We start from the raw sequence: 25,414 nt of genomic DNA on the forward strand, positions 1-25,414 counted from the left end.
GAAAAATCCTTTTTCAGTCATCCCGCACGCAATGGGGCGGGAAGCGCAGCATCACGCTGGTCCCGGCATTCACCGCGCTCTCGATCGCCAGCCGTCCGCCATGGAGCTGCATCATCCGGGCGACCAGGGGCAGGCCCAGCCCGGCGCCGGCCAGCTTCCGCGTCGTCGGGTCGCCGGTGCGGCCGAACGGTTCGAGCGCGATGGCGATGTCGGAGGCCGGCATGCCGACCCCGGTATCGGCGACCACCACCTCGAACCAGCCGTCGGCCCGACGCTGCCCGTCGATCCGGATCGAGCCGCCCGCCTCGGTGTATTTCAGAGCGTTCGACAGCAGGTTCATCAGCATCTGCCGATAGCGCCGCGGGTCGACCTTCAGCATCGGCGCGTCGGGTCCCAGCAGGCATTCCAGCGACAGGCGCTGCTTGGTCGCCGGGTCGCGCATCATCTCCACCACCGTGCGCGTGGTGGCCGTCGTATCGATCCATTCCGGCGCCACCTCCATGCGGCCCGCCTCGATGCGCGACAGGTCCAGGATGTCGTTCACCAGGGTGAGGAGCTGGGTCCCGCTTTCGTGGATCGCGTCGGCATAGCTGGCGATATGGGCCGGGTTCAGGGCGTCCTGCTTGGTGTCGACCTGGCGCTGGATCAGCTCCGAGAATCCCAGCACCGAGTTCAGCGGCGTGCGCAGCTCGTGGCTGACCAGGGCCAGGAACTCGGACTTGGCCCGGGCGGCGCGCTCGGCCTCCTCCAGGGCGGCGGCGACCTGGCGGCGCGACTGCTCGACCCGGGCGGTGGCCGCCGAAGCCTCCGACGTGCGGGCCTCCAACTCGCGGGTGCGCTCGCCCACCCGGCTCTCCAGGTCGGCGTTCAGGGCCGACAGGGCGTCGCGGCTGCGGCGGAGCTGGCCGATCATGTCATTGAAGGCGAGGCGCAGGCTCTCGATCTCGGTGCCGGCCGCCGCCTTGGCCGTGGCCGGGTCGAAGGTCACCGGCTCCAGCTTGTCGAAGCCGGTGCGCCGGGTTGCCTCCACCAGGCTGTGCAGCGGCCGGATCAGGATCGCGCGGCTCACCCGGTCCAGGATGAACCAGAGGATGGCGGTCTTCAGCAGCGCGGCGAGCACCAGCAGGGCGATGTGCCAGCGCAGCCGTTCCAGGATCACCAGCTCGCTGGAGTACAGGGTCACATGGCCGACGCGGGTGCTGCCGACCGCGTGGCTGTACTCGACCGGGAAGGACACCGCGATGCCCCGGCCCGGAGCGGCGGCGTCGGCCCCCTCCGTCAGGTCGCCGTCGGGCAGTTCGCCCGCCCGGGCGAACTCGCCGGCCTGGTTGTGGTCGGTGACGCGGATGCCGACGATCTCGGGCAGATCGGCGGTGGCGGTGGCGATCTTCCTCACCTCCTCCAGGTCGAGCGACCAGAGCGGCCCGGCGAGGGTACGCTCCAGCGCCCGCTGGTGGAACGTCAGCTCGCGTTCCAGGTCGGAGCGGGCGGAGAGGTAGGTCTCGGTGATCAGGGCGCCGGTGATGAGGGCGGCGGCGGCCAGGTAGAGCAGGATGGCCGCGCGGAACAGCCGTCCCATGACGGAGGACCGGCCGGGCAGACGGGTTCTCGGACCGGAGCGCCCCGCCGGGTCCTGCCGGGCGTCCGTCACTGCGAGGGCGCTCCCGAGGCGTAGACGGACGCCCGGGCCTGGAAGGCCGGATCGGCGTTGATCTCCGCGATGGTGTCGAAGACCGCCGCGGCGAGGGCCGGATCGCGTTCGACGAAGGCGTGGGAGAGCAGCAGATAGTAGGGCTTGGAGATCAGGGCCGGCTCCAGCTTCACCACCTCGCCATAGGCCGCCGGGTCCGAGGCGATGGCGGCGGCGGCCATGTTCTCCAGCTCGGCATAGGCGGCGATCCGGCCGGCGACGAGCTTGTTCAGGTTGATGCCCTGGATCTTGCCGGTCTCCACCTTCACGCCCATCCCCTCCAGATCGGCGACGATGGAATAGCCGGCGGTCGCCCCCACCGCCGCGTCGCCGAGCCCGCTGATCGTGGTGCCGTCCCACCGGACCGGGGAGCCGCGCAGCACGTGCAGGAAATAGGCCTGGGTGAAGATCGCCCGGGACGGGTCGACGGCGCCGTCGGCCGTCTTGGGATAGACCCCGATCCGCTCGCGCTCCGGCTTGTAGCTGGCGTGGAAGATGCCGTCCGCCTCTCCCGTCTCCACCAGGTAGAGACCGCGCTTCCAAGGGTAGCGGCTGATCTCCAGGTTGACCTGGAGCCGGGCTCCCAGCGCGCGCAGCAGCTCCAGGGTGAGGCCCGGCCGGTCCCAGTTGATCGCCGTGCCGGCTCCGAGATAGCGCGGCGGGTTGGCCTGGGTCTCGTAGACGAAGGTCAGGGTGGGGCGGCCCTCGAAGCGGGCCGGCGGCTCGGCCCATGCCGGTACGGCGGCGCCGGCGGCCAGCGCCAATACGATGAGAAGGATTGCGATCATCCCGGATCGGAACACGGCCGGACCCCACGTCGTCTGGTAACGAACAAACATATCGGATGGCTCAGGTCTAGCCGATCCGCAGCCGTCCGCGACATCCTATATCGCCGATCGGGGGGCTGTCGGCGATTTCCTACGGGCGGATTGCACCGGGGGGTGAGCGGCGATATGTTTCCGCAGTGATGCCATTCGGTCTCCAGACAGGTTGGCGGTACCGGAGATGGCTGCAGAAGAAAACGCGTTGCGCGAGACACTGGCTTCCGGAGCCAGTCGCATCTTTAACGTCGCCTCGATCACCCACAAGCTCGAGCTCGCCGCCGGCGGCACGGCCGACGAGTACCTGTTCGGCCACCGCAGCCTGAACGACGGCATCTTCATCAAGCGCCCGAAGGACGCCGTCGCGCCGGTCCGGTCCGGCTCCTCCGGCACGGCGGAGATCCTGGAGAACGGGCAGCTCAAGACCATCACCTTCGACATGACCGCACGGGTGGAGAAGGGCGATATCGCCACCTTCCTCTACATCCCGTTCGACATCGAGGCGATCGCCGGCGGCGGCAACAGCCTGGACCTGAGCGTGGTCCGGGGCCGGACCGAGGCGCTGTTCAATCTCACCGGCTTCCGCGCCGACGAGGAGGGCCGGTCGATCGCCCGCGACCGCCGGCTGATCGAGCTGATCGAGGAGCTGCCGTCGCTCGATCCGTTCCTGCTGCGCGACCGGCTGGAGACCGACGGGATCAAGGCGCCGGAGGCCTATTTCGAGATCTCCGAGAGTGAGTTCCAGGAGATCAAGAAATACATCCTGAGCAAGTTCAAACCGATCACCACCCGGGTGGTCGACCCCGCCTCGCCCAAGGCGGCGGAGATCGCCGAGCAGTTCATCATGAAGCTGTGGGAGGGCAAGGACCTGAACTACCTGGCGCCGATCACCCAGGTGTTCCGGATCGATCCCGAACAGGCCAGCGAGATCTACTACTCCTGGAAGGGCGTGACCTATTACGAGTTCCAGTACAAGCGCGGCCAGCGCACCTTGCTCGGCTTCGCCGACTGGCTGCACGCCAAGGGCTCGACCCCGTCCCATTACGTGAAGGCCTCGGTGCGCCAGGAGCTGGAGGAGAAGGTCCGGGGAGTCACCACCGCCTTCGCCCGGCACCTGAAGAACAGTTCGGAGATCCTGCGGATCTACAACCAGGCCTATGAGGACCTGTTCGTGCGCGGCGGCGACGCCCGGCCGTTCATCGAGTTCCTGAAGGACAGCAGCACCCTGTTCTGGGACATCGCCGCCTCGATTTCGGCGATGAACCACGGGGTCGCCGTCTGGCGCCAGCACACCGCCAAGAGCAGCGACGGCAAGCTCGCCGCCGACGACCTCACCAAGCTGCTGAGCCTGCTCGACCGGGTGATCGTGTAGGACCGATCCCGCTCAGCCGGTCTCCGCCAGGTGGTTGCCGATGATGTAGCCGAAGGTCATGGCCGGCCCCAGGGTGATGCCGCCGCCCGGATAGTTGCCGCCCATGATGGAGGCGTTGTCGTTGCCGACGGCGTAGAGGCCCGGGATCGGCCGCCCGTCCGCATCCAGGGCCTGGGCATTGGCGTCGGTTCGGATCCCGGCGAAGGTCCCGAGATCGCCGACCACCACCTCGACGGCATAGAACGGCGCGGTGTTCAGCGGGTGGACGCAGGGGTTCGGCTTGATCTCCGGGTCGCCCTGGAACCGGTTATAGGCGGTCGAACCCTTGGCGAAATCCATGTCCTCGCCGCCGGGGCCGAAAGTGTTGAACCGGGTCACCGTCTGCTCGAAGGTCGCCGGGTCGACGCCGATCTCCCGGGCCAGTTCCGCCAGGGTGCGGCCGCGCTTCAGGTAGCCGGAATTCAGGTAGGGTGCGATCGGCAGCGGGAACGGCTTGGCGAAGCCCAGGCCGTATTTGCGGATCGCCCGGTGGTCGGTGATCAGCCAGCCGCGCGCCTCCCCCGGGTTGCCGGCGCAGGCCTTGACCAGGGCCTGGACGAAGTCGTGATAGGAATTGCCCTCGTTGACGAAGCGCCGGCCATCGGGGGCGACCGCGATCACCCCCGGCTTGGCCCGGTCGATGAAATGGGGAAAGACGCCGACCGAGCCGTCCGGCCAGGGCACCTTGGATACCGGGACCCAGGCGGCGGCATTCGGCAGGCTCTCGTCCAGGCTTGCCCCCGCCTTCTCGGCCAGGCGCAGCCCGTCGCCGGTATTGCCCGGCGGGGCGGGCGAATGGTGTTCGGCGCCGCTGGGCGCGTGCGGGAACAGCCGGCGGCGGCGGTCCAGCTCCTGGGGGAAGCCGCCGGCGCCGAGCACCACGCCGCGCCGGGCAGCCACGGTCACCTTCCGGCCGTCGCGGTCGATCACCGCCCCGGTCACCGCGCCCGCGGCGTCGACGATCAGTTCCACCGCCGGGGCCGAGGTCCACAGCCGCACCCCCCGGTCGAAGGCCGACTTCGCCAGCCGCGCGGCCAGGGCGTTGCCGTTGGTCAGCCGCATGGATCGTCCCTTGGTCGCCACGTCGATCCCATGGCTGGCCAGCCGTTTGGCGACGAAGGCGGCGGAGGCGGCGGACTTGGTCACGTTGAAGAAGTGCAGCAGCTCCTTGCCCGAGCCGATCATCATGCCGAGGAAGGTGATCTCCTTCAGCGGCGGGCGCAGGCGCTTCACCTCGTCGCCGAGCCGGCGGCCGTCATAGGGGGCGGCACAGATCGACCGGCCGCCCTCCATGCCGCCGGGCGCGGTCGGATGGTAGTCGGAGAAGGCGGTGCCGGTGACGAAGGCGACCTCGGTCTCGGCCTCGAAGAAGTCGACCATCTTCGCGCCGTTCTCCAGGAAGGCGTCGACCCGGGCGCCGTCGAAATGGTTGCCGGCCTCGTGCTGCAGATAGGTGCGGGCGGCCTCCAGGCTGTCCTGGATGCCCTCGCGCGCCGAGGGACCGTTGCACGGGATCCACAGCCAGCCGCCGGACCGGGCCGTGGTGCCGCCGAAGACCGGCTCCTTCTCCACCACCAGCACGCTCAGCCCGCGATGGGCGGCGGTGACGGCCGCCGACAGCCCGCCGGCGCCGGAGCCCACGACCAGGACATCGACGGTCTCGTTGGGCACCGGCGTCGTGGAGGCGGCGGCGGCGCGCAGGGTGTCGGGCGCGGGCCCTTGGTCGGACTCGGGCGTCATGGCGGCGTTTCCCTGTCTGGTCGTTTGTCGTGTTCTTGTTGGGGAAAAGAGTGCGATAGCCGTCCGGTCGCGGCAAGCCGCTGCGATCGTCCGGGCGCCGGACGGGCCCTGTCAGGCTTCTCTTGCCTTACGCCGCCAGTGCCAGTAGGTTCCGCCCGAGCCGCACCCGTAGCTCAGCTGGATAGAGTGCTGCCCTCCGAAGGCAGAGGTCACAGGTTCGAATCCTGTCGGGTGCGCCATTCCCCCCAGACACTTCAGTCCGTCGTTCGCCCGCCCATCAGCGCGTCGGCGGTTTCGTCGTCGGCCGGAAAGAACGCCTCGATCGCCAGTTCGGACAGGGTGATGTCCAGCGCCGTGCCGAAGATCGTCGTGGTGCTCAGGAAGGACAGGGTACCGGCCTCGGTGCGCAGGCGGAACGGCACCGCGACGCCGGCCAGCGGGGCGGTCGCGGGGCGGCTGTGGGGCGCCGCGCCCGGCGGGACGGGATAGGACCGCAGCTCCTCCAGCAGGGCGGCGAGCACCGGGTCGGCCGTCAGGCCCACCTGCTCGTCCAGCCGGTGCAGCACGTGGTCGCGCCATTCCCGGAAATTCACGATCCGACCGGCCAGCCCATCGGGATGCAGGCTGAGGCGCAGCACGTTCACCGGCGGCGTCAGCATGGCCGTATCCACCCCCGCCAGGAGCCGGCCGATCGCTGCGTTCGCATGGACCAGGGTCCAGTGCCGGTCGATGGCCAGGGCCGGGAAGGGTTCGTGCCGCTCCAGGATCAGGGTCACGGCCTTCAGGGCGGCGGCCATGGCCGGATCGTCGGCGGGCCGGGTCTGGAACGCCGGCGCGTAGCCGGCGGCCACGAGCAGCTGGTTGCGCTCGCGCAGGGGTAGGGCGAGGCGCTCGGCGAGGCGCAGGATGATCTCGCGGCTGGGCGAACTGCGGCCGCTCTCGATGAAGCTCAGATGGCGCTGGGAGACCTCCGCCTCGGCGGCGAGCGCGAGCTGGCTGAACGACCGGCGGCGGCGCCAGTCGCGCAGGAGGGGGCCGAAACCCGGGGCGGGGGCGGGGACGTTCATGGCGCAACCCTAGCGCCGGGCAAATGCGCCGCCAATTACCTGCCAGGTAATCGACCCGCCTCCCGTGACGGCGAAGGATGCGGCCACCCCATCCGGGGCCGTACCAACCTTCGGAGGCCGTCATGCCGCAAGATCCGTCCCCCCTGACCCTGCGCCAGGTGCTCTACCTCGATGCCGCCACCTGTCTGGCGATGGGCGGCGCCCTCGTCGCCGGCGCCGGCATTGCCGCCGGCCTCACCGGCATTCCCGAGCCGCTGCTGTTCTATGCCGGGCTGGCGCTGTTCCCGCTCGCGCTGGTGATCGCGGCCATCGGACGGTGGATGCCGGACGGGCCGGCGGTCTGGATCGTGATCCTCGGCAATGCCGGCTGGGTGGCGGGCAGCCTCGCCCTGGTGGCCGGGGTGATTTCCCCGAATGCACTCGGCGTGGCCTTCATCCTGGCCCAGGCCGCCGCCGTCTGCGTGCTCACCTGGCTCGAGTTCTCGGCCTATCGGCTGGCGGGAAGGCCGTGACCATGACGGCCTATGCAGTGGCCCATCTGCACGATGTCGAGATGGGACCGGCGATCGTCGCGTATCTCCAGCGGATCGACGCCACGCTGGCGCCGTTCGGCGGCCGGTACCTGATCCATGGCGGCGAGGCGCAGGTTCTGGAGGGGCGCTGGGCCGGCGATCTGATCCTGATCGCCTTTCCCGATCTGGCCCGCGCCCGTGCCTGGTACGCATCCGAGGCCTATCGCCGGATCGCGGCCCTGCGCACCGATCATGCGCGGGGGTCGGTCATCCTGATCGACGGGGCCGGACCCGGTCACCGGGCGACCGATATCCTCCCGGGCCCCTCACCAGATCCCGAACCACACCCCGATGCCGTGAATGATGGCGATCGGGAAGAAGATCGCGCCGGCGATGAGAAAGCCCCAGGATTCATCGGTGAAGCACGTGTAGAGGTGCTGGAACCAGGCCGCTACCCCCACCAGCAGCAGGAAGAGGGCGGTGAAGATCCCGACAATGCCGGTCTGGATAACGCGGTCGATCATAGTCGCTCCGTGCGTGGTCAATGACAGACGAAGAACGCGCAACGGGGCGATCGGCTCCCTCACAGGGTTCCGCGATAGACCGGCACCCGCTTGGTGAGGAAGGCGTCCAGGCCCTCCTGGGCGTCCGGCTCGACCGAGGCCGCGGCGATGGCGGTGCCTTCCTCCTCCATCTGCGCCTCGAAGCTGGTGTCGAAACTGTCGATCAGCAGCCGCTTGGCCCGGCCGAAGGCGCGGGTCGGGCCGGCGGCGAGGGTGCGGGCGGTCTCCTCCGCCTTGGCCAGCAGGTCGTCATCGGGAACGCGCACGGTGGCGATGCCCCACTCGACCGCCTCGGCGGCGGAGAGCCGGCGGTTGGTCAGGGTCAGCTCCTGGGCGCGGCGCAGGCCGACCATCCGGGGCAGCAGGAAGGTCGAGCCGCCATCCGGCGACAGGCCGGCCGCAGTATAGGCCATGGTGAATTTCGAACTCTCCGCCGCATAGACCAGGTCGCCCAGGAGGGCGAGTGACAGGCCGGCGCCGGCCGCCGCTCCCTGGACCGCAACCACCAGCGGCGCGTCCATCCGCGCCAGGGTCGAGCAGGCGGCATGCAGGTAGCCGGTGGTCTCCTTGATCAGGGCGCCGACACCCGGTCCGGCCTCCTTGAAGGTCTTCAGGTCGCCGCCGACGCAGAAATTCTTGCCGTTCCCGGTCATCAGCACCGCCCGCACCGACGGATCGCAGGCGCAGCGCACCGCCGCCTTCATCAGCGCGAGGCCGAGCTCGGGCGTGATCGAGTTGCCGGCTTCCGGCCGGTTCAGGGTCAGGCGGGCGAGGCCGTCGTCCAGCGAAAACGAAACGAGGTCGTCTGGGGCTGCAGTGGCGGTCATGGGCGTCTCCCTTCGCGTTGGTTGGGCGAAGAGTAGGGAGATTGACGCAGCGGCCGTCAAACAGGATTGCTGCCGGGCGGTCGTCAGACCAGCGCGAAGCTGAGCTCGGTGGAATTGACCCCGATCAGGGTGACCGACGAGCCGTCGGTGAACCAGACAATGACGCTATCCTCCCTGTCGTTCCATCCGGCAAGACTGCCCGAAACCAGATCGCCTTCGGACGGGGCGTAGTCGGTGATGGTGTCGTGGCCGTCGCCGCCTGCGAACAGGTCGCCGCCGAGGCCGCCCACCAGAACGTCGTTCCCGGCGCCGCCGGTAAGGGTGTCCGCCTCCTGGCCGCCGTACAGGGTGTCGTTTCCATCGCCGCCGACCAGCAGATCGGCCCCCCGGTTGCCGTACAGGATGTCGTTGCCGTCTCCGCCGGAGAGGCGATCGCCATCCTGGCCGCCGAAGAGCGTGTCCTCGCCGTCCCTGCCTGCCAGAGTGTCCATCCCCTGGTTGCCGTACAGAATATCCGGCCCCGCATTGCCGACGACTTTCTGGGTGCCGGAAAGCCCGTACTGGACCGAGGCGATGGTGTCGTCGGTCACCTCACCATAGAACGCCTCCAGATTGGCGATGTCCTTGTCCGTCGGCTCCGTCGCGGCGTACGGGATGGTCGGAATCATGATGCTGTCCCTGCCCTGATGTTCCAGGCCCAGGATGTGCCCGACCTCGTGCAGGACCAGCACCGAGAAATACTCGTCCGAAATTGTGCCGATGATATCCGAGCTGTACTCGATCGCGCCCCATTCAAAGGCGATGCCCCAATAGGAGGCGATGAGGCCCACCGCCGGGACATCCATCGTCATCGTCTCGTCGGGGTCCAAGGGATGGGTGGCGAGTCGACGTTGGACACGCGTTCCCACGTGTCGAGGGCGGACCAGATAATCTCCTCGTGGGTGTCGGTGAAGTCGTAGAGAAGCTCGACCTTGACGGTTACCTGTCCGTCGCCATTGCGGTCGTATCTCGGCACTGCCATGGCCATTCTCCCTCATTCGGGAGCGCGATCCGCTGATGACGGATTCGCCCTATGGGAGAAAATTATGGCCGAAAGAATTCTACTGCGATAGCCCTGAATCTTGAGTGGCTATGTCGATGCCAATAATGCCCGCCGTCAGAAATCCAGATCGGCGTAGTGTCCGACCGGGCGCAGGCCGGGGACGGCGTCGGCCAGCAGGGAGCGGAAGGCCGGGCGGGACTTCACCCTTGCGTACCATTCCTTGGCTTCCGGCGCATGGTCCCAGGGCACGTCGCCCAGATAGTCGACGCAGGACAGGTGGGCGGCGGCGGCGAGGTCGGCGAGCGAGAACTTGTCGCCGGCGAGCCAGGTCCGCCGCTCGGCCAGCCAGGCGATATAGGCCAGGTGGATCTGCAGGTTGGAATGCCCGGCGCGGATCGCGGCACTGGACGGCTCGCCGATGCCGAGGAAGCGCTTCATCACCTTCTCGCCCACCAGCAGGTCGGTGACCTCGCGGTCGAACTTGCGGTCGAACCAGGAGACCAGGCGGCGGATCTCCGCCCGGTCGGCGATGGTGCCCGGCAGCAGCGGGACCGTGTCGTCGCATTCCTCCAGGTATTCGGCGATGGCCTGGGAGCCGGCGATGGTGCTGCCGTCATCCTCCACCAGGACCGGAACCTCGCCGGCCGGGTTGATTGCCAGGAACTCGTCGCGGCGTTCCCAGACCGGCTCGGCGCGGAGATGGACCTCCATGCGCTTCTCGCCCAGGACCAGACGAATCAGACGGGACTGCGGCGACAGGGCCAGATGATACAGGGTGCGCATGGACCGGGGGGAAACGCGACGGAGAGCCGGAGTCTAGCAGGTCGGGCCGGGCCCACGCTACAGCGCTGGCGCGGCCCGGCTCCGGGCTAGCCCCTGGGCGTGCCCTCCTCGCTTGCCGGCGGTGGATCGGACGTCGGCGGCGCGGGCGGGGAGGCCTCCTGGGTCGGGGTCCCGGCCGGCGGCGCGAGTTGCTTGGCGGCCTCCTCGGCCTGCAGGGAGATATGGGCCGGCGGCGCCTTGCCGGCGGCGTCGACGCCGAAATAGATGGTGGTGTGCGGGAACGGGATCTCGATGTTCTCCGCGTCGAACCGCTTCTTCAGGCGGCGCAGCATCTCGCGCTTCACCCCCCACTGCTTGATCGGCGGGGTCTTGATCCGGGCCCGGATCACAACCGCGCTGTCGGCCAGGGCGTTCACCCCGAGGATCTCGATCGGCTCCAGGAACAGGGCGCTCCAGGCCTCTTCCGCCTGCATCTCGTCGGCGACCTCCTTGATCACCTCGCTGACCCGGTCGGTGTCCTCGCGATAGGCCACGCCGACATCGAGCAGGGCGAAGGAGAAATCCTTGGTCAGGTTCACCACCGTGGTGACGTCGCCGAACGGGATGATGTGCACCGATCCTTCCAGGTCGCGCAGGCGGATGGTGCGGATCGACATGTCCTCCACCACGCCGGTATGGCCGCCCGCCGTCACCACGTCGCCGACGGCCACCGTGTCCTCGATCAGCATGAACAGGCCGGTGATCACGTCGCGCACCAGGGCCTGGGAGCCGAAGCCGATGGCCAGACCGACGACACCGGCACCGGCCAGGAGCGGGGCGATGTCGATGCCGAGTTCGGAGAGCACGATCAGGCCGCCGAACACCACCAGGGCGACCAGCACCGCCCGCCGCAGCAGGGGCAGCAGGGTCTTGGTCCGGCTGCTCGCCTCGCGCGGGGTGCCGTCGGAATTGGTGCCGGACAGCGCCCGGGCGATTCCGCTAGCGGTCAGCTCCCAGATCACCACGCAGACGATCAGCACCAGGATGATCGTCCCGGTCGACCGCAGAACCGCCGTCTGGGTCTGGGTGTCGAGCGCGCTGATCACGCCGGCATTCCAGCCTTCCAGCACCGCCACGGCGGCGACGATGAAAATGACGATATCGACCGCCTTCTTGAGGGTCGGCCGATACAGGTTGGCCCGCTTGCGCAGGCCCGGGAACCGCTTTTCCAGTTCCTCGTCGACCGCGAACAGCCGGTCCAGCAGCTTATTGGCGAGGTGCTGGGCGGCCAGGGCGACGCCGACCGCGATCACGGTGATCACCGTCGCCCGCAGCATGAACAGGAACCCGTCCTGGGCGCCGGAGACGAAGATCCCGAAGCCGACCAGGATGTAGACGCTGGCGAGCAGGTTCCAGATATCGGCGAAACGGCGGCGCACCACGCTCTTGCCGCCGCCCCGGATCGCCTCGCGCACGGTCGGGCGCAGCTGGGTGACCAGGATCAGCAGCATGCCGGTCATCACCGCGGCGGCCGCGATCTCGAGGGCATGGGAGCCGACATAGCCGGCGCCGAGCGGCAGCGCGGTCTGGGAGATCACATAGCCGATCACGCCGACGGCGGTGAGGCGCATGACCCAGAGATAGAGATAGGCGGCCATCTCGTCCCCGACCCGCAGGATCCTGAGATGCGGGGCATAGGGGGCCAGGATCAGGCGGGCGAGCACGCCGATACCGGTATGCACGGCGATCGCCTGGATCACCACCAGGGCGATCTGCTCGGCCTGATAGCTGCGGGGCACCACCACCAGGGCGGCCCAGCCGGCGCCCAACACGGCGGCCACGGTGAAGGCCTCCAGAATCGTGCGGAAGATCGCGGTGAAGACCTTCGCCTGGATCGACGGCGCCTCGGCGTTGCGCAGGCGGCGGATGGTGCCGCCCAGGGCGAGGCCGGTCAGCCACCGGGCGATCAGCGCCACCAGTATCGGGAAGCCGAGGCCGACCGTGGCGATCTCGATCCAGAACTCCCGGCGCCGCTCGATATTGACCTGATCCTCGAGCCATTCCGGCAGGTCGCGGACGGCGACGACCGCGTCCCAGACCTCGGAGAAGACGAGCTGCACCCGCTCGCCCTGACTGATCACCGCGTCGGAGATCTGGGCGCTGATCGAGTTGTCGTCGGCGGGCGGCTGGGCCGGCGTTTGAGCGGTTGGTTGGGCGGGGGCCGCCGCGGCATCGGTCCCGGCCGTCCCGCTCTGGGCCTCCAGCAGGGTGCGCAGGTCGGTCAGCAGCTGTGCGCGGCGCTCGGGATCCTCCAGGGTCGCGATCAGCCGCCGCAGATCGTCGGCCGTCTGCGGGGCTGCCCCTTCCTCAGTGGCGCCCTCCGGACTCGCCGCTTCTGAGCTCGTCGCCTCCTGGGTCCCGGCCGGGGCCGCTCCGGTGGGAAGGCCGGGCGTCTGGGCGGACAGGGGGGACGCGGCGACGAGAACGGCGGCGAGGGCCAGACAGGCGAGCAGGAGGCGCATGAAGAATCCGGGACCAGTCAGGATGACCCAATAAATTAACGTTCCTGGCCTCAGGTCAACCGTGGAGGCGACACGCGGGGCATCTTACCAGGTCGGCGGCGAGGAGCGGAGCATGACCGCCGGCCGGTCGTAGCGCATGGCGCAGCCGTCGATCGCGACCGGCGGCTTGAGGCGGAGGGCGGGACCCCGGCCGGTGCTTTCCGGCTGGGGCCAGAAGTCGGCCGCGCCGCGGGGGGCCAGAGGTCCGTCGAGCGTCTCGGGGTCGTTGTCGATCACCAGCTTCGCGGTCCGCGCCAGGGAGGCCCGGACGCGCAGGACCCGGCCGGTGGAGCGGCGCTCGGCGATGCCGCGCAAGGCGCCGGCCGCCATCAGGTAGCCCGTGGCGTGGTCGAGCGCCTGCACCGGCAGCGGCACCGGCTTGTCGGCCCCCCGGCGGATCATGCCCGCATGGGCGATGCCGCTCGACATCTGCAGCAGGCTGTCGAAGGCCCGTCGCGCCTTCCACGGCCCGCTCCAGCCATAGGCGTCGAGGGAGACGTCGATCAGGGACGGGTTCAGGGCGCGCCGCGCCTCGAAGCCGAAGCCGATCCTCTCCAGCGCGTCGCTGCGATAGCCGTGGATGAACAGATCCGCCTCGGACAGCAGCTTGGCAAACGTCTCCCGGTCGCCGTCCCTGGTCAGGTCGAGGCCGGTGCAGCGCTTGCCCAGCGTCATGTCCGGCTCCAGCAGCGGCTCCTCCCACCAGGGCGGATCGACCCGCAGCACCTCGGCGCCGAACCCGGCGAGAAAGCGGCCGCAGGCCGGACCGGCAAGCACGCGGGTGCAGTCGAGCACCTTCAATCCGGCGAGCGGACGGGCGGGGTCGACGTCGCGGCCGTCCGGCGTGCCCGGGGTCCAGTCCAGGTGGATCAGCGGCTCGGCGTTCACGGCCATGCCCTGGGGATGCGCCTTCCAGGCCTCGATGGAGCGCATCTCCGCGGCACAGCCGTTCTCCGCCACTACGGCATCCTCCAGAGCCTTCGCCTCCCATTGGGCGACGGCCGGGGCCATGGCGGCGCGGTCGGCATGGTCGCCGAGCACCCGTTGGGCGGCGGCCCGGTGGTGCGGCGCATTGGTGTGCAGCCGGATCCAGCCGTCCCTGGTCGGATAGTCGCCGGCGATCGAATCCCAGATGCCCGGAATGTCCCAGCCCTGGGGCTCGAAGGTCAGGTCGTACCAGAACGACGCCTGGCGCCGATCGACGGTCACGTCCGGCGTCGTCCCGGAGGTTTGGCCGATCAGTCGGGCGACTTCCACCGAGGCGGCGCCGATCGTCGCAGTCGCCAGGTCGGTGACGGCGAAGACGGACGGCAGGCCGCCCTCGCCGGTGACCGTGAAGGACGCGGGTTCGTCATCGCCGAGGGCCGCGGCGATGTGGTCGAGAAATCCATCCATGTGTCTACCTCGCGAAGTCGAAAGGCTGGGTCCGGCGCATGCTGTCGTCGATGCGCAGGCGGTGGTTGACGGGCGGGTGCGCCCGCTGGGTGCAGTCGAGCCGCTCGCAGACGCGGCAGCTCACGCCGGCCGGGGTGGCCGCCGGTTTACGCTTGGGGTCGTGGCCGTCCGCGTAGAGCAGGTGCTTCGCCTCCTTCCATTCGCAGCCGAGCGCGATGGCGTAGCGCGGCTGCAGCGGATCGCGGCCGCCGCCGCTGACGTCCAGGGTGCGGGCCAGCAGGAACAGGGTCGTGCCGTCGGGCAGGCCGGCCACCTGGGTCTGAATCTGGCCGGGGGTGCGGAACACGTCGTGCACCGCGAGCCGGGGGCACGTGCCGCCGAACCGGGCGAAATGATAGCCGCCGCCCGACAGCCGCTTGGAGATGTTCCCGGCATTGTCGATCCGCAGGAAGAAGAACGGCACCCCGCGCGCGCCGGGCCGCTGCAGGGTGGTCAGCCGGTGGCAGACCTGCTCGAAGCTGGCTCCGAACCGCCGGCGCAGCAGTTCCACGTCGTAGCGCAGCTCCTGGGCGGCCTTGAGGAACGGGGCATAGGGCATCATCAGCGCGCCGGCGAAATAGGCGGCGAGGGTTGCCCGGAGCAGACCCCGGGCCTCGTCGCCGGACAGGCCCGCCCGGTCGACCAGGTCGTCCAGCAGGTCGCGCTCGGTGATCAGCACGAACTGGACCGCAAGGTTGAAGACCCGGCCGGAGGCGAGCAGGGCCTCGGAGATCAGGATGCGGCGCCGGTGGTGGTCCCAGCGGCGCAGGGTGTCGCCCATGACCTCCACCGGCATGACCCGCACGCCGATGCCGTGGTCGCGCTCGATATGGTCGCGCAGGCCGACGAACAGGGCATCGCGGTCGAGCTTGGCGGCCTCCCAGACCTGCTCGGCCAACCGCTCCATCGGGTCGAAATAGTTGTTCTCGGCCTGGAGGAAATCTCGGACCTCTTCGACCGGCGCCACCGACATCGACGCTTCCAAACCGCCGTCGCCGCCCTCCCGGTGCGCCAGGGCCTGGGCAGTGTCCCAGAGCTGGCGGTACGCCCGATAGAGGCTGAGCACGCCCTGGGCGGCGGCGGGGGCGGCTCCGACCAGCTCGCGGATCTCGCGGTCGGAGACCCGCTGGCCCTCGAACAGGGTGTCGCCGAACACCTCCGACAGCCCGGCAGCGAGCCGCTGGTCGTCGTCCTCGGCGAAGGCCTTCAGGTCGATCTCGAAGGTCTGGCCGAGTTTGAACAGCAGCGGCACCGTGACAGGCCGCTGGTTGTGCTCGATCAGGTTCAGATAGCTGGGGGAAATGCCGATCTGGGCCGCCATCTCGGTCTGGCTCAGCCCTGTGTCCATTCTGAAGCGCCGGACCTTGTGGCCCAGCATGGCCTTGCGATCGAGGCTTTCCATTCCCCTGAATCCGCGTCTTGTCGGGAAGACAGTCTAGGACGTGTGTTTTGCGGATGCGAACACTTTACGAATTTTACAGGAACAGGCGGATTGGATTTACCCCTGTTACATATTTACTCTTTTTCAAACAATAACTTATAGATCCACTTCCGGGCTTGGTCCTACGGTCCTCTCACATTGCGACGCAACAGAAGACGTCGCGGGACCGATGGAGAGGATCGCTGGAATGACCAGTTTCGAGGACCATACCCAGACCACGCTCGGCCGTTTCGACAATGTGCGGCGCGACTACGCCATGGCGGATGTCATCCGGCTGGCCGGCTCGGTGCGGGTCGAGCATACGCTCGCCCGGCGCGGGGCCGAGCGGCTGTGGCACCTGCTCAATACCGAGCCCTATGTGAACACGCTCGGCGCGCTGACCGGCAACCAGGCGATGCAGCAGGTCAAGGCCGGGCTGAAGGCCATTTACCTGTCCGGCTGGCAGGTCGCTGCCGACGCCAACAGCGCCGGGGCGATGTATCCGGACCAGAGCCTGTACCCGGTCAATTCCGGACCGGAGCTGGTGCGCCGGATCAACAACACCTTCATGCGCGCCGACCAGATCCAGACCATGGAAGGCAGCGGCGACACCGACTTCTTTGCGCCGATCGTCGCCGATGCCGAGGCCGGGTTCGGCGGGGCGCTGAACGCCTTCGAGCTGGCCAAGGCCTATATCGAGGCGGGTGCGGCCGGCATCCATTTCGAGGACCAGCTCGCCTCGGAGAAGAAGTGCGGCCACATGGGCGGCAAGGTGCTCATCCCGGTGCAGCAGCATATCGGGACCCTGAACGCCGCCCGGCTCGCCGCCGACGTGATGGGCGTGCCGACCCTGATCATCTGCCGCACCGACGCGGAGAGTGCGAAGCTCATCACCTCCGACGTGGACGAGCGCGACCATCCGTTCCTGACGGGCGAGCGCACGGCGGAGGGCTTCTACCGCCTGAAGGACGGCACCAACTTCGAGCGCTGCGTCGCCCGCGGTCTCGCCTACGCGCCCTATTCCGACCTGCTGTGGATGGAGACCTCCACGCCGGACCTGGAGCAGGCCCGGCGCTTCGCCGAAGCGATTCGGTCGGAGTTCCCGGACCAGATGCTCGCCTATAACTGCTCGCCCTCCTTCAACTGGGCGGCCAACCTGGACAAGGACGACATCGCCCGGTTCCAGCGCGAGATCGGCGCCATGGGCTACAAGTTCCAGTTCGTCACCCTGGCCGGCTTCCACAGCCTGAACCACGGCATGTTCGAACTGGCCCGCGGCTATGCCGAGCGCGGCATGGCGGCCTATTCCGAGCTGCAGGACGCCGAATTCGCCAGCGAGGCGAACGGCTACACCGCCACCCGCCACCAGCGCGAGGTCGGCACCGGCTATTTCGACGCGGTCTCCGTCGCCATCAAGGGCGGGGCCTCGTCGACCACCGCGCTCGCCGACAGCACCGAGGCAGCGCAGTTCCGCAAGCAGACCGCGCTCCAGACCGCGGCCGAGTGAAGGGAGGATACGTCATGTCGAACAATCGCTTCTGGGTGATCGGCGGCGAATACGCCAGCACCGCCTTCGACCGGGTGGTGGAGGGCACCGAGCGGATCCTTGGGCCCTATCTCTGCCGCGAGGAGGCCCACCGGGCCTGGGAGGAGGTCGCCGTGGAGACCCGCAGCGTCTGCCTCGCCCGCTTCACCATCGTCCAGGAGGGCGCACGGGCGGCATAGAGCCTCCCTGTCCGATCATGTTCCCGCCTTCCCGGATCCGCTCCGGGGAGGCGGGCTTCGCTACAGCAGGCTCTTGGCGATCGCCACCACGGCCAGCACGGTCAGCAGTACCAGGGCGGCGCGCTTCACATGGGTCGGGTCGGCGATGCCGTAGAGGTGCCGACCGCCCAACACCGCCACCTCCACGATCGGGGCCAGGACCAGGGCGCGCCAGAACACCGTCTCGGTGATGATGTCGAACCAGAGCATCGCTGCCAGGGCCGCGAGGTCGCTGAACAGGAAGAAGGCGATGGAGGTCGCCCGCAGGGTCGCCACCGGCAGCGGCGAGGAAAGATACAGCAGGATGACCGGCGGGCCGGGCATGCCCATGGTGCCGGACAGAAACCCGGCCGCCATGCCTGTCCCGGTCAGCAGCGGCCGCCCGGGAGGCCGTACCATCTGAAAGCCCCGGGCGATGATCAGGACGGCGATCAGCACCATCACGCCGATGGCGAGCCGCATGGTCTCGGCGTCGAGGGAGGAGAGCAGCCAGGCACCCAGCGGGATCGCCGGCAGGGCACCCAGGACCAGGAAGGATACCCCGCGACGGTCCACATCCTGGCGGACCGAGGGGAGCATCCGCACCCCGGCCAGGATGTCGAGCAGCAGGGCGATCGGCACGATCTCGACCGGCGCGATCACCAGGCTGGTCGAGGTAACGACGATCAGCGGAAAGCCGAAGCCGGTGAAGCCTCGCACCACGCCGGCGACGATGCAGGCGGCGACGACCGCCGCCCAGATCGGCGCGTCCCAGCCCAGAAAGACGACGTCCTGGAATCCGGCGCTAAGCCCGGTCACCCGGCGGCCCGGAGCGCGGTCACGTCACCGGCTCCTCGAACCAACCTCCAGGGCCGGATCGGCCGCTTGGCCCGGCGCGGCAGGTCGTCCAGCGCGCCGACCCGCAGGTCGCGGACCTGCAGCCAGCCGGCCTTCAGCGGACCCGGCATCTCGAAGCCGTAGGGCGGTGCGGCCTCGAAGCCGAAGGGGGTGTAGTAGGACGGCTCGCCGGAGACGAGGCAGATGTCCCAGCCGCCGTCGCGCGCCGCTTGCAGCCCGTGGGAGACCAGCGCCCGGCCGATGCCCTGACCCTGCATGGTCGGGCAGACCGCGAGCGGGCCGAGCAGCACGGCAGAGACGTCCTTGCCCACATCGACCTGCCAGAAGCGGATCGTGCCCAGCACCCTTCCGTCCATGGGATCGTCGGCGATGAAGGCCAGACCGTCGGCCACCGGACCCTGGCGCAGGCGCCAGACGGTGCGGCCCTTGCGGTCGGTGCCGAATCCGAGATCGTTCAGATGCTCGACGGCGGAGATGTCGGCGGAAACTTCGGCACGGATATGAAACATGGCGATGACCTGATCCGGAGAGGGGCGTCGAAACCCCGTTCCGGTCGGCCGGCACGGGGGCGTTCAGATGCTGGGAAGCACCTGTCGTCGTCGCTCCAATCGTGTATGCCGGTCGTTCATCGGTCTGTTCCCATGTGAGACTTTTGCCAATACAGCAATCGCGGGTGGGGTGCCACAGCATTTTCGCCGGGCCAGCATTGCGCTGAGCGCGCGTTGCAGTTTCGTCACGTCTTCACCAGCACCGGCCGGGCGTTCTCCACCGGGGCGGTGCCGGGCACGATCACCATCGGGTCGGTGCGGCGATCTTCGAGGCTGTTCGGCCAGGTCTGCACCACCAGAACCTGGGTCACCGGCCCCTGATGGGTGGCGCCGATCGGCATCATCAGGCGGCGGGTCCACAGGAATCCGCCGACATCCCAGCGGAAGCGGCTGGCGGTGAACACTGGCTGCCACTGCTCGATCGCCTGGGCGAAGGCGCCTTCCAGATAGGCGCGGTAGTCGCCGGAGAAGATCTCGTCGGACCGACGCCCGGCGAAGTTGGTCCCCCAGCGATGCACCATCTCGTCGCCGACCACCCGGTACCGGACCCGGCCCTGGGGAGTCACCACTTCGGCGAGAATCAGGTAGGGAAAGAGGTGGGGCGGGATGCGGAGCGGATCGATCTCCCTGCGGGTCGGCAGCCCGTCCACAGGCCGGTTTTCCGCCCAGAACGCGAGGGCGGATGCCAGGACCGGATCGTCGTCAACCTTCATCGTCCACGCCTAACGCTTGTGCAGCGGTTTAGGGGGTTGGGGCACAGGGCCTGCGCCTATGGTACGCCGAGAGGCGCGACTGCGACAGGACCGACGGCCGGGCGCCACCGGGCCTAGCCGCCGAGGGCCTGCGCCTGTGCCGCCTTGTTCCGTATGGCCTCCCAGTTCCGGCTCCGGATGGCGTCGGTCGGGGCGGGAAAGCTGCCGCCGACGCAGAGCACATTGGCGAGCGCCAGGTAGTCCCCGGCATCCGACAGCCCGATCCCGCCGGTCGGGCAGAAGCGCAGGTCCGGCAGGACCGGCTGGATCTGCTGCAGGGCGGCCGGTCCGCCGGCCGTCTTGGCCGGGAAGAACTTCAGGGTATCGAGCCCGGCCCGCCGGGCGGCCATCGCCTCGGAGACGGTCTGGATGCCCGGCAGCAGGGGAAGCCCCGCCTCCCGGCAGGCCTCGACCAGGGCCAGGTCCAGGCCCGGAGACACGGCGAACTGGGCACCGGTGGCCAGGACCTCGGCGATCCGCTCGGGATCGAGCAGGGTGCCGACCCCCGCGACCATCTGCGGTACCTCGGCACGGATCGCCCGCACGGCGTCCAGCGCGGCAGAGGTGCGCATGGTCACCTCGATGACCGAGATCCCGCCCGCCAGGAGCGCGCGGGCCAGGTCGGGGCCGGCGCCCGCGTCGTCTATGGTCACCACGGGGATCACGGGACCCCGGGTCAGGATATCGCGCAAGGCGAGTGTCATGGTCGCTCTCTCGGCTTCTGTCGTCCGTCTCCCCCGCAACGATAGGGACGGCGTCGACGCGACTCAAGGCGCCCGGCCGAGAAGATCGGCCCTGAAGATCGGGCGGGCGGACGCCATCCTTGCGTCACCCCCCGGCGACGCCCTATATGAGGGTCGGAAGGCTGGCGCGGACGGGCTCCTCGCCAACCCGGTCAGGTCCGGAAGGAAGCAGCCGTAACGAGTTTCGGTCCGGGTCGCTGCCAGTCTTCCACCTCTCTCCCTCCTCCTTCGCGTTGGGGCGTCGCTTTTCGGGGATCGCGTTCTTTCATGTGCCGGGACGCCGCCCTATGATCGCGCCATGAACGACGCCCCGCCCCCCGCTCAGGACTCCGCCCCCAGCGAATACCGGGTGCTGGCGCGGAAATACCGCCCCCAGACCTTCGACGACCTGAAGGGCCAGGACGCGCTCGTGCGCACCCTGCGCAACGCCTTCGAGCAGAACCGGGTGCACCACGCCTTTGTGCTGACCGGCGTGCGCGGCGTGGGCAAGACGACCACCGCCCGGATCATCGCCAAGGGGCTGAACTGCATCGGTCCGGACGGCCAGGGTGGGCCGACCATGAAGCCCTGCGGGGTGTGCGACAACTGCCGCGCCATCGCCGAGGACCGGCATGTGGACGTGCTGGAGATGGACGCCGCCTCCCATACCGGCGTCGACGACGTCCGCGAGCTGATCGAGAACGTGCGCTATCGCCCGGTGGCCGGCCGCTACAAGGTCTACATCGTCGACGAAGTGCACATGCTCTCCAAGAACGCCTTCAACGCGCTGTTGAAGACGCTGGAGGAGCCGCCGGAACACGCCAAGTTCATCTTCGCCACCACCGAGATCCGCAAGGTCCCGATCACCGTCCTGTCGCGCTGCCAGCGCTTCGACCTGCGGCGCATCGACATCAGCCTGCTGGTCGAGCTGTTCGAGCGGGTCTGCCGCGACGAGAAGGTGGAGGCCGAGCCGGAAGCCCTGCGGCTGGTGGCCCGCGCCGCCGACGGCTCCGCCCGCGACGGGCTGTCGATCCTGGACCAGGCCATCGCGCTCGCCTCCGGGCCGGTCACGGTCGAGGGCGTGCGCGACATGCTGGGCCTGGTCGACCGGGTGCGGATCTACGACCTGTTCGAGGCGGTGATGGCCGGCCGGATCGCCGATGGGCTGACCGTGCTGTCCGAGCTGTATGACGGCGGTGCTGATCCGGTCGTGGTGATCCAGGACCTGATGGAACTGACCCACGCCATCACCCGGATGAAGGCCGCACCCCAGGCGGCCGGCGCCAACGACCTGGGCGAGGCCGAACGGGACCGGGGCAAGGCCCTGGCCGAGACCCTGGCGGTCCCGTCCCTGACCCGGACCTGGCAGATGCTGGCCAAGGGCCTGGGCGAGGTGCAGACCGCCCCGGTGCCGATCGCCGCCGCGGAGATGGTGCTGATCCGGGTCGCCCACAGCGCCGACATGCCGGACCCGGCCGATCTCGTGCGGATGCTGACCGACGGCACGCCGCTGCCGGCGGGCGGGGCGGCTGCGAGCGCACCAGCACCGGCGGCCTCCGGGCCCGTCGCTTCCGCGCCCATTGCCTCTGCACCGGTGGTCCCGGCCGCCGCGGCACCGCCACCGGCCCTCGCCGCTCCGGCTCCCGATCCCGTTCCCGACTATGTGTCGACCGATTACGGGATGGCGGAGTTCGACGGCTCCGATCCAGGAACGGCGGGCTTCGCCGGGGATGGCGTGCCGGATTTCGTCACCGCCGGTCCGCCCCCTGACGACGACGAGGGGCTGGCCGGCGATCCCGACGACGCTTTCGACCCGGTGCCGACCGACTTCGCCGGGGTGGCCGAGTTGGCCTTCCGGCGGGGCGAGGCGATCCTGGGGGCGACCCTGACGAACAAGGTGCATCCGGTGGCCGTCGAGCCGGGCCGATTGGAACTGCGGCCGCAGAAGGGCGTTGACTTCCGGCTGATCGGATTGCTCGCCGGCCATCTGCAGCGCTGGACCGGGCGCGACTGGATCGTCGAGATCTCGGACGAGGAAGGCGGGCCGACCCTGCGCGAACAGAAGGCGGCGCAGAAGGCGGCCATCCAGGCCGAACTCGCCGCCCACCCCGTGGTCGCCAAGGTGCTGGAACTGTTCCCCGGCGCTGAGATAGACACGGTGATCGAACTTGCCGCTCCCGAACCGGAGGCGGCAGACCTGCAGACTGACATGTCCCCTGATCCGCTTCGGGCGGGTCAAGCAAACGAGGCGTGAGCGATGAAGAATCTCGGCCAGATGATGAAGCAGGCCCAGGAAATGCAGACCCGCATGCAGGAGATGCAGGAGCGGATGGAGCAGACCGAGATCGAGGGCACCGCCGGCGGCGGCATGGTCTCGGTCACCATGACGGCCAAGGGCTCGGCCCGGAAGGTGAAGATCGATCCGGCGCTGATGGACGCCAACGAGACCGAAGTGCTGGAGGATCTGCTGGTCGCCGCCCTGAACGACGCGCGCGGCAAGGCGGAGACCCTGCAGGCCGAGCAGATGAAGGAACTCACCGGCGGCTTGCCGCTTCCCCCCGGCTTCAAACTGCCGTTCTGAACGGCGGATCGGACACGCACCCATGGCCGCTGGCGATCTCGATCGTGTGATGCATCTCCTGGCGAAGCTGCCCGGCCTCGGGCCGCGGTCGGCGCGGCGGGCGGTCCTGCACCTGATGCAGCGGCGCGAGGCGCTGATGCTGCCCCTTGCCGAGGCGCTGGCGGCGGCGGCCCGCTCGATCCGGACCTGCCGGACCTGCGGCAATTTCGACACCACCGATCCCTGCGCCATCTGCCAGGACGTGCGCCGGGACCCGGGGCTGATCTGCGTGGTGGAGGATGTGGGCGACGTCTGGGCCCTGGAGCGGGCGGCGGCCTTCAAGGGGCGCTACCACGTCATCGGCGGCGTGCTCTCGGCCCTGGACGGGGTCGGTCCCGAGGATCTCAATATCGACAGCCTGATCGCCCGGGCCTCCGAGGCGGAGGTGCATGAGGTGATCCTGGCGATGAACGCCACGGTGGACGGCCAGACCACGGCCCATTACATCGCCGACCGGCTGGCGGGATGCCACGTGGCCGTCTCCCGCCTGGCCCATGGGGTGCCGGTCGGGGGCGAGCTGGACTATCTCGACGACGGCACGCTTACCCAGGCCCTGAAGGCGCGCCAGAGCGTCTGATCAGGGCGTCTGATCCGGGCGTCTGAACCTTCCTACCGGTCGAGCTGCCAGCTTCCGTCCGGCATCAGGCAGGCGGTGCCGTAGAGCCGTTCCTGCCGGCCGCCGATCCTCCCGGTCGTCTGATACTCGCGGCAGTACCGGCCACTGCGATCCTGGTACGGCTCGCCGTAGACCGGACCCGCAGGAGGGGCCGAGGGCACCACGACGACCTGCGGCGGCTGGGGCGGGACGACGTAGCGCGGGGCCGCGGCCCAGCCCGGCGGCCCGTAGCCGCGATGGCGGCATCGGACCACCTCGTAGACCCGGTGACCCCGCCTCTCGCGCTCGATCCAGCAGTCGCGGCCGGGATAGTCGTCGTATCGACTTCCGTAGAGCGACCGGTGGCGGTCATGACGGCCGTCGGCCTGGGCGGCCATCGGCAGGACGAGGACGGCAAGCGCGAGGAGTGCGGCGAGGGGCCTGTGCATGGCGATGTCCGGGTTGCGCCCTCGCGCGCCGTCGGTCGGCCCGCCAGGGGAGACTGCATATCGGACTGAACGTGGTGGTGCTGCGATTCCGTCGGCCGGGTCGGCGGGAAATCGTCAGGCGGCGCTGGCGAATTTCGGCGCCCGGCGCTCCATGGCCCAGAGCCGGTCGAGGCCCGGCTTGATCTCGGCGGCGACGAAATCGGCGCGCTTGTCCGGGCTGCCGCCGCCGCTCGGGAACTTCTGCTCCCACTCGTAGACCTTCACCGTGAGCCCGCAGAGCACCTCGGCGAGGCTGCGCTGGTGCCGGGAGATGGCGCCGCGCACGGCGTTGAAGGTCTCCACCGTCACCTGGTCCCAGCGCACGACCGTTTCGCGGTCGAAACCATTGAACCGGCGAGTCACCGAGTTGGTCACGAAGGTCAGGATCTCCTCCACCCGGGCGATCGCCTTCTGCATCGACTGGTCGTGGCGCAGGTTGCCGGAATCCTTCACGTCGCCGATCCAGGTCAGCAACCGGTTCACCGCCGGCAGGCAGTACAGGAAGTAGCTGCGGTAGTAGGACAGGGCGAGGTAGGTGTCGCCATAGCTCTCCAGCATGTCGGGGAGCTGCTCGACGCCGATGCCGAGACCCCGGGCCATGCTGTCGATGCGCTTGCGGACCTGGGCGGTATTCGGATGGGCGACCCGTTCGATCAGGGTCTCCAGATCGTTGGTCGCGTCGGCATCGCCGTCGCCGTAGAGATGCTGCATCAGGGGGTGGGTGATGTTCTGCATCAACGGCATCAGTTCCCGCTTCTTGGCGGAGGAGAGCTGGAAGGCGTCGAGGCTGAGGATGTCCACGCCGGCCTGGCGCAGGCCGATGCGCAGGGTATAGGGATCGAAGGCCGGCAGTTGGCTCAGCCGGCGCAGCAGAAGGATATCGTCCTTCAGTTCGCCCTGGTCGGGGAAGAAGTCGGGAACCTCCTCCACGGCGATCTGGCCCGAGCCCATGCCCTTCTCGCGGAACAGCTCGACCCGGGTTTCCAGCCGCACGTTCCGGATCAGACGGGCGTTGCGCAGGGCGGCGGTCTTGATGGGCACGATGGCGAGCGGCAGGGTGTGGATCGAATCCCTGTCGTATTCCGGTATCTCTTGAATCATGCCGGTCGCATCGGGCATTGCAATCTCACTCTCCCCATCGCCCGCAAACGTCTTGAGTTACGGACGACTCCCCTGGTCGTTCATCGCAATATTAGAAGTGTTTTATTGAAATTTCGTAAAAAGACAATGCGTCTCGC

25 protein-coding genes, 1 tRNA gene and 1 other RNA gene are annotated in these 25,414 nt (G+C 69.0%); 10 read left to right on the forward strand and 17 right to left on the reverse strand.

Annotation, left to right across the window (positions count from 1 at the left end; genetic code table 11):
* Positions 1–13 precede the first annotated feature (13 nt).
* Positions 14–1,651 carry a sensor histidine kinase gene (locus ACOQOP_RS19315; protein ID WP_420563445.1) on the reverse strand — a complete coding sequence of 546 codons (1,638 nt, stop codon included), beginning with the start codon at positions 1,649–1,651 and terminating at the stop codon, positions 14–16.
* On the reverse strand, positions 1,648–2,478 hold the full coding sequence (locus ACOQOP_RS19320; protein WP_420563446.1) for a substrate-binding periplasmic protein: 831 nt from the start codon (positions 2,476–2,478) through the stop codon (positions 1,648–1,650). Before ACOQOP_RS19320 ends, ACOQOP_RS19315 begins: the two co-directional genes overlap by 4 nt.
* 217 nt (positions 2,479–2,695) lie before the next feature.
* Between ACOQOP_RS19320 and ACOQOP_RS19325 the strand changes: the two genes are divergently transcribed.
* The gene (locus tag ACOQOP_RS19325; RefSeq protein WP_420563447.1) at positions 2,696–3,883 is read left to right on the forward strand and encodes a hypothetical protein; all 1,188 of its coding nucleotides are present in this window, start codon (positions 2,696–2,698) and stop codon (positions 3,881–3,883) included.
* A 12-nt stretch (positions 3,884–3,895) separates the two neighbouring features.
* Here the strand turns inward: ACOQOP_RS19325 and ACOQOP_RS19330 are convergent, their stop codons facing one another.
* Positions 3,896–5,662 carry an FAD-dependent oxidoreductase gene (locus tag ACOQOP_RS19330; RefSeq protein ID WP_420563448.1) on the reverse strand — a complete coding sequence of 589 codons (1,767 nt, stop codon included), beginning with the start codon at positions 5,660–5,662 and terminating at the stop codon, positions 3,896–3,898.
* Between the two features lie 162 nt (positions 5,663–5,824).
* Between ACOQOP_RS19330 and ACOQOP_RS19335 the strand changes: the two genes are divergently transcribed.
* Positions 5,825–5,901: transfer RNA gene (locus ACOQOP_RS19335), tRNA-Arg, on the forward strand.
* 15 nt (positions 5,902–5,916) lie between these two features.
* On the opposite strand, the gene ACOQOP_RS19340 is transcribed toward ACOQOP_RS19335, so the two are convergent.
* Positions 5,917–6,729 (reverse strand): helix-turn-helix domain-containing protein, encoded by an 813-nt coding sequence (locus ACOQOP_RS19340; protein WP_420563449.1) that lies wholly within the window; start codon positions 6,727–6,729, stop codon positions 5,917–5,919.
* 122 nt (positions 6,730–6,851) lie between these two features.
* Here ACOQOP_RS19340 and ACOQOP_RS19345 point away from each other — a divergent pair, with 122 nt between their 5' ends.
* Together ACOQOP_RS19345 and ACOQOP_RS19350 are read left to right on the forward strand one after the other, a co-directional pair.
* Positions 6,852–7,241 carry a hypothetical protein gene (locus ACOQOP_RS19345; RefSeq protein ID WP_420563450.1) on the forward strand — a complete coding sequence of 130 codons (390 nt, stop codon included), beginning with the start codon at positions 6,852–6,854 and terminating at the stop codon, positions 7,239–7,241.
* Between the two features lie 2 nt (positions 7,242–7,243).
* The gene (locus ACOQOP_RS19350) at positions 7,244–7,789 is read left to right on the forward strand and encodes a DUF1330 domain-containing protein (RefSeq protein ID WP_420563451.1); all 546 of its coding nucleotides are present in this window, start codon (positions 7,244–7,246) and stop codon (positions 7,787–7,789) included.
* Between the two features lie 35 nt (positions 7,790–7,824).
* On the opposite strand, the gene ACOQOP_RS19355 is transcribed toward ACOQOP_RS19350, so the two are convergent.
* The 7 genes from ACOQOP_RS19355 to ACOQOP_RS19385 all read right to left on the reverse strand — a co-directional run bounded on the left by ACOQOP_RS19355 (position 7,825) and on the right by ACOQOP_RS19385 (position 15,832).
* A complete protein-coding gene (locus ACOQOP_RS19355) occupies positions 7,825–8,631 on the reverse strand; it encodes an enoyl-CoA hydratase-related protein (RefSeq protein WP_420563452.1) in 807 nt (268 codons plus the stop codon).
* 83 nt (positions 8,632–8,714) lie between these two features.
* Positions 8,715–9,482, reverse strand: a complete 768-nt coding sequence (locus ACOQOP_RS19360) for a matrixin family metalloprotease (protein WP_420563453.1) — start codon at positions 9,480–9,482, stop codon at positions 8,715–8,717.
* Positions 9,479–9,652, reverse strand: coding sequence for a hypothetical protein (locus ACOQOP_RS19365; protein WP_420563454.1), 174 nt, complete (start codon positions 9,650–9,652; stop codon positions 9,479–9,481). The genes ACOQOP_RS19360 and ACOQOP_RS19365 overlap by 4 nt, the downstream gene beginning before the upstream one ends.
* Positions 9,653–9,787: 135 nt before the next feature.
* The gene (locus tag ACOQOP_RS19370) at positions 9,788–10,456 is read right to left on the reverse strand and encodes a glutathione S-transferase family protein (protein ID WP_420563455.1); all 669 of its coding nucleotides are present in this window, start codon (positions 10,454–10,456) and stop codon (positions 9,788–9,790) included.
* A gap of 86 nt (positions 10,457–10,542) precedes the next feature.
* A complete protein-coding gene (locus ACOQOP_RS19375) occupies positions 10,543–12,957 on the reverse strand; it encodes a mechanosensitive ion channel family protein (protein ID WP_420563456.1) in 2,415 nt (804 codons plus the stop codon).
* An 84-nt stretch (positions 12,958–13,041) separates the two neighbouring features.
* Positions 13,042–14,391, reverse strand: coding sequence for a CoA transferase (locus ACOQOP_RS19380; protein WP_420563457.1), 1,350 nt, complete (start codon positions 14,389–14,391; stop codon positions 13,042–13,044).
* 4 nt (positions 14,392–14,395) lie between these two features.
* Positions 14,396–15,832 (reverse strand): helix-turn-helix domain-containing protein, encoded by a 1,437-nt coding sequence (locus tag ACOQOP_RS19385; protein ID WP_420563458.1) that lies wholly within the window; start codon positions 15,830–15,832, stop codon positions 14,396–14,398.
* 226 nt (positions 15,833–16,058) lie between these two features.
* On the opposite strand from ACOQOP_RS19385, the gene aceA reads away from it, so the two are divergent.
* On the forward strand, positions 16,059–17,357 hold the full coding sequence (gene aceA / locus ACOQOP_RS19390) for an isocitrate lyase (RefSeq protein ID WP_420563459.1): 1,299 nt from the start codon (positions 16,059–16,061) through the stop codon (positions 17,355–17,357).
* Positions 17,358–17,371: 14 nt separating this feature from the next.
* Positions 17,372–17,575 carry a DUF4170 domain-containing protein gene (locus ACOQOP_RS19395; RefSeq protein WP_420563460.1) on the forward strand — a complete coding sequence of 68 codons (204 nt, stop codon included), beginning with the start codon at positions 17,372–17,374 and terminating at the stop codon, positions 17,573–17,575.
* Between the two features lie 60 nt (positions 17,576–17,635).
* Here ACOQOP_RS19395 and ACOQOP_RS19400 read toward each other — a convergent pair whose 3' ends face one another.
* The 4 genes from ACOQOP_RS19400 to eda all read right to left on the reverse strand — a co-directional run bounded on the left by ACOQOP_RS19400 (position 17,636) and on the right by eda (position 20,455).
* The gene (locus tag ACOQOP_RS19400; protein ID WP_420563461.1) at positions 17,636–18,412 is read right to left on the reverse strand and encodes a sulfite exporter TauE/SafE family protein; all 777 of its coding nucleotides are present in this window, start codon (positions 18,410–18,412) and stop codon (positions 17,636–17,638) included.
* The gene (locus ACOQOP_RS19405) at positions 18,409–18,960 is read right to left on the reverse strand and encodes a GNAT family N-acetyltransferase (protein WP_420563462.1); all 552 of its coding nucleotides are present in this window, start codon (positions 18,958–18,960) and stop codon (positions 18,409–18,411) included. The genes ACOQOP_RS19400 and ACOQOP_RS19405 overlap by 4 nt, the downstream gene beginning before the upstream one ends.
* 224 nt (positions 18,961–19,184) lie before the next feature.
* Complete coding sequence (locus tag ACOQOP_RS19410; RefSeq protein WP_420563463.1) at positions 19,185–19,712, reverse strand: PAS domain-containing protein; 528 nt, start codon at positions 19,710–19,712, stop codon at positions 19,185–19,187.
* A 113-nt stretch (positions 19,713–19,825) separates the two neighbouring features.
* Positions 19,826–20,455, reverse strand: a complete 630-nt coding sequence (gene eda, locus ACOQOP_RS19415; protein ID WP_420563464.1) for a bifunctional 4-hydroxy-2-oxoglutarate aldolase/2-dehydro-3-deoxy-phosphogluconate aldolase — start codon at positions 20,453–20,455, stop codon at positions 19,826–19,828.
* Between the two features lie 158 nt (positions 20,456–20,613).
* Here eda and ffs point away from each other — a divergent pair.
* The 4 genes from ffs to recR all read left to right on the forward strand — a co-directional run bounded on the left by ffs (position 20,614) and on the right by recR (position 23,670).
* An RNA gene (ffs, locus tag ACOQOP_RS19420) (signal recognition particle sRNA small type) lies at positions 20,614–20,704 on the forward strand.
* A gap of 88 nt (positions 20,705–20,792) precedes the next feature.
* Positions 20,793–22,727, forward strand: coding sequence for a DNA polymerase III subunit gamma/tau (locus ACOQOP_RS19425; RefSeq protein WP_420563465.1), 1,935 nt, complete (start codon positions 20,793–20,795; stop codon positions 22,725–22,727).
* A 3-nt stretch (positions 22,728–22,730) separates the two neighbouring features.
* Complete coding sequence (locus ACOQOP_RS19430; protein WP_420563466.1) at positions 22,731–23,054, forward strand: YbaB/EbfC family nucleoid-associated protein; 324 nt, start codon at positions 22,731–22,733, stop codon at positions 23,052–23,054.
* A 22-nt stretch (positions 23,055–23,076) separates the two neighbouring features.
* Positions 23,077–23,670, forward strand: coding sequence for a recombination mediator RecR (recR, locus tag ACOQOP_RS19435; RefSeq protein WP_420563467.1), 594 nt, complete (start codon positions 23,077–23,079; stop codon positions 23,668–23,670).
* A 32-nt stretch (positions 23,671–23,702) separates the two neighbouring features.
* On the opposite strand, the gene ACOQOP_RS19440 is transcribed toward recR, so the two are convergent.
* Positions 23,703–24,137, reverse strand: a complete 435-nt coding sequence (locus ACOQOP_RS19440; RefSeq protein ID WP_420563468.1) for a hypothetical protein — start codon at positions 24,135–24,137, stop codon at positions 23,703–23,705.
* A gap of 114 nt (positions 24,138–24,251) precedes the next feature.
* On the reverse strand, positions 24,252–25,295 hold the full coding sequence (locus tag ACOQOP_RS19445; protein ID WP_420563469.1) for a hypothetical protein: 1,044 nt from the start codon (positions 25,293–25,295) through the stop codon (positions 24,252–24,254).
* Positions 25,296–25,414: the final 119 nt, after the last annotated feature.

The sequence above is a fragment of the Thalassobaculum sp. genome, assembly GCF_965223715.1.
In the GTDB taxonomy this organism is placed as follows: Bacteria; Pseudomonadota; Alphaproteobacteria; order Thalassobaculales; family Thalassobaculaceae; genus Thalassobaculum.

Excerpts from the sequence above, each read along its gene's own strand:
- ACOQOP_RS19380 (WP_420563457.1), bottom strand. The coding sequence starts at position 14,391 with ATGGATGGATTTCTCGACCACATCGCCGCGGCCCTCGGCGATGACGAA.
- ACOQOP_RS19405 (WP_420563462.1), bottom strand. The coding sequence starts at position 18,960 with ATGTTTCATATCCGTGCCGAAGTTTCCGCCGACATCTCCGCCGTCGAG.
- ACOQOP_RS19365 (WP_420563454.1), bottom strand. The coding sequence starts at position 9,652 with ATGGCAGTGCCGAGATACGACCGCAATGGCGACGGACAGGTAACCGTC.
- ACOQOP_RS19385 (WP_420563458.1), bottom strand. The coding sequence starts at position 15,832 with ATGGAAAGCCTCGATCGCAAGGCCATGCTGGGCCACAAGGTCCGGCGC.
- ACOQOP_RS19425 (WP_420563465.1), top strand. The coding sequence starts at position 20,793 with ATGAACGACGCCCCGCCCCCCGCTCAGGACTCCGCCCCCAGCGAATAC.
- ACOQOP_RS19345 (WP_420563450.1), top strand. The coding sequence starts at position 6,852 with ATGCCGCAAGATCCGTCCCCCCTGACCCTGCGCCAGGTGCTCTACCTC.
- ACOQOP_RS19370 (WP_420563455.1), bottom strand. The coding sequence starts at position 10,456 with ATGCGCACCCTGTATCATCTGGCCCTGTCGCCGCAGTCCCGTCTGATT.
- ACOQOP_RS19355 (WP_420563452.1), bottom strand. The coding sequence starts at position 8,631 with ATGACCGCCACTGCAGCCCCAGACGACCTCGTTTCGTTTTCGCTGGAC.
- eda (WP_420563464.1), bottom strand. The coding sequence starts at position 20,455 with ATGACACTCGCCTTGCGCGATATCCTGACCCGGGGTCCCGTGATCCCC.
- ACOQOP_RS19340 (WP_420563449.1), bottom strand. The coding sequence starts at position 6,729 with ATGAACGTCCCCGCCCCCGCCCCGGGTTTCGGCCCCCTCCTGCGCGAC.
- ACOQOP_RS19325 (WP_420563447.1), top strand. The coding sequence starts at position 2,696 with ATGGCTGCAGAAGAAAACGCGTTGCGCGAGACACTGGCTTCCGGAGCC.
- ACOQOP_RS19445 (WP_420563469.1), bottom strand. The coding sequence starts at position 25,295 with ATGCCCGATGCGACCGGCATGATTCAAGAGATACCGGAATACGACAGG.
- ACOQOP_RS19320 (WP_420563446.1), bottom strand. The coding sequence starts at position 2,478 with ATGATCGCAATCCTTCTCATCGTATTGGCGCTGGCCGCCGGCGCCGCC.
- ACOQOP_RS19440 (WP_420563468.1), bottom strand. The coding sequence starts at position 24,137 with ATGCACAGGCCCCTCGCCGCACTCCTCGCGCTTGCCGTCCTCGTCCTG.
- aceA (WP_420563459.1), top strand. The coding sequence starts at position 16,059 with ATGACCAGTTTCGAGGACCATACCCAGACCACGCTCGGCCGTTTCGAC.
- ACOQOP_RS19330 (WP_420563448.1), bottom strand. The coding sequence starts at position 5,662 with ATGACGCCCGAGTCCGACCAAGGGCCCGCGCCCGACACCCTGCGCGCC.
- ACOQOP_RS19350 (WP_420563451.1), top strand. The coding sequence starts at position 7,244 with ATGACGGCCTATGCAGTGGCCCATCTGCACGATGTCGAGATGGGACCG.
- ACOQOP_RS19375 (WP_420563456.1), bottom strand. The coding sequence starts at position 12,957 with ATGCGCCTCCTGCTCGCCTGTCTGGCCCTCGCCGCCGTTCTCGTCGCC.
- ACOQOP_RS19430 (WP_420563466.1), top strand. The coding sequence starts at position 22,731 with ATGAAGAATCTCGGCCAGATGATGAAGCAGGCCCAGGAAATGCAGACC.
- ACOQOP_RS19360 (WP_420563453.1), bottom strand. The coding sequence starts at position 9,482 with ATGACGATGGATGTCCCGGCGGTGGGCCTCATCGCCTCCTATTGGGGC.
- ACOQOP_RS19395 (WP_420563460.1), top strand. The coding sequence starts at position 17,372 with ATGTCGAACAATCGCTTCTGGGTGATCGGCGGCGAATACGCCAGCACC.
- recR (WP_420563467.1), top strand. The coding sequence starts at position 23,077 with ATGGCCGCTGGCGATCTCGATCGTGTGATGCATCTCCTGGCGAAGCTG.
- ACOQOP_RS19410 (WP_420563463.1), bottom strand. The coding sequence starts at position 19,712 with ATGAAGGTTGACGACGATCCGGTCCTGGCATCCGCCCTCGCGTTCTGG.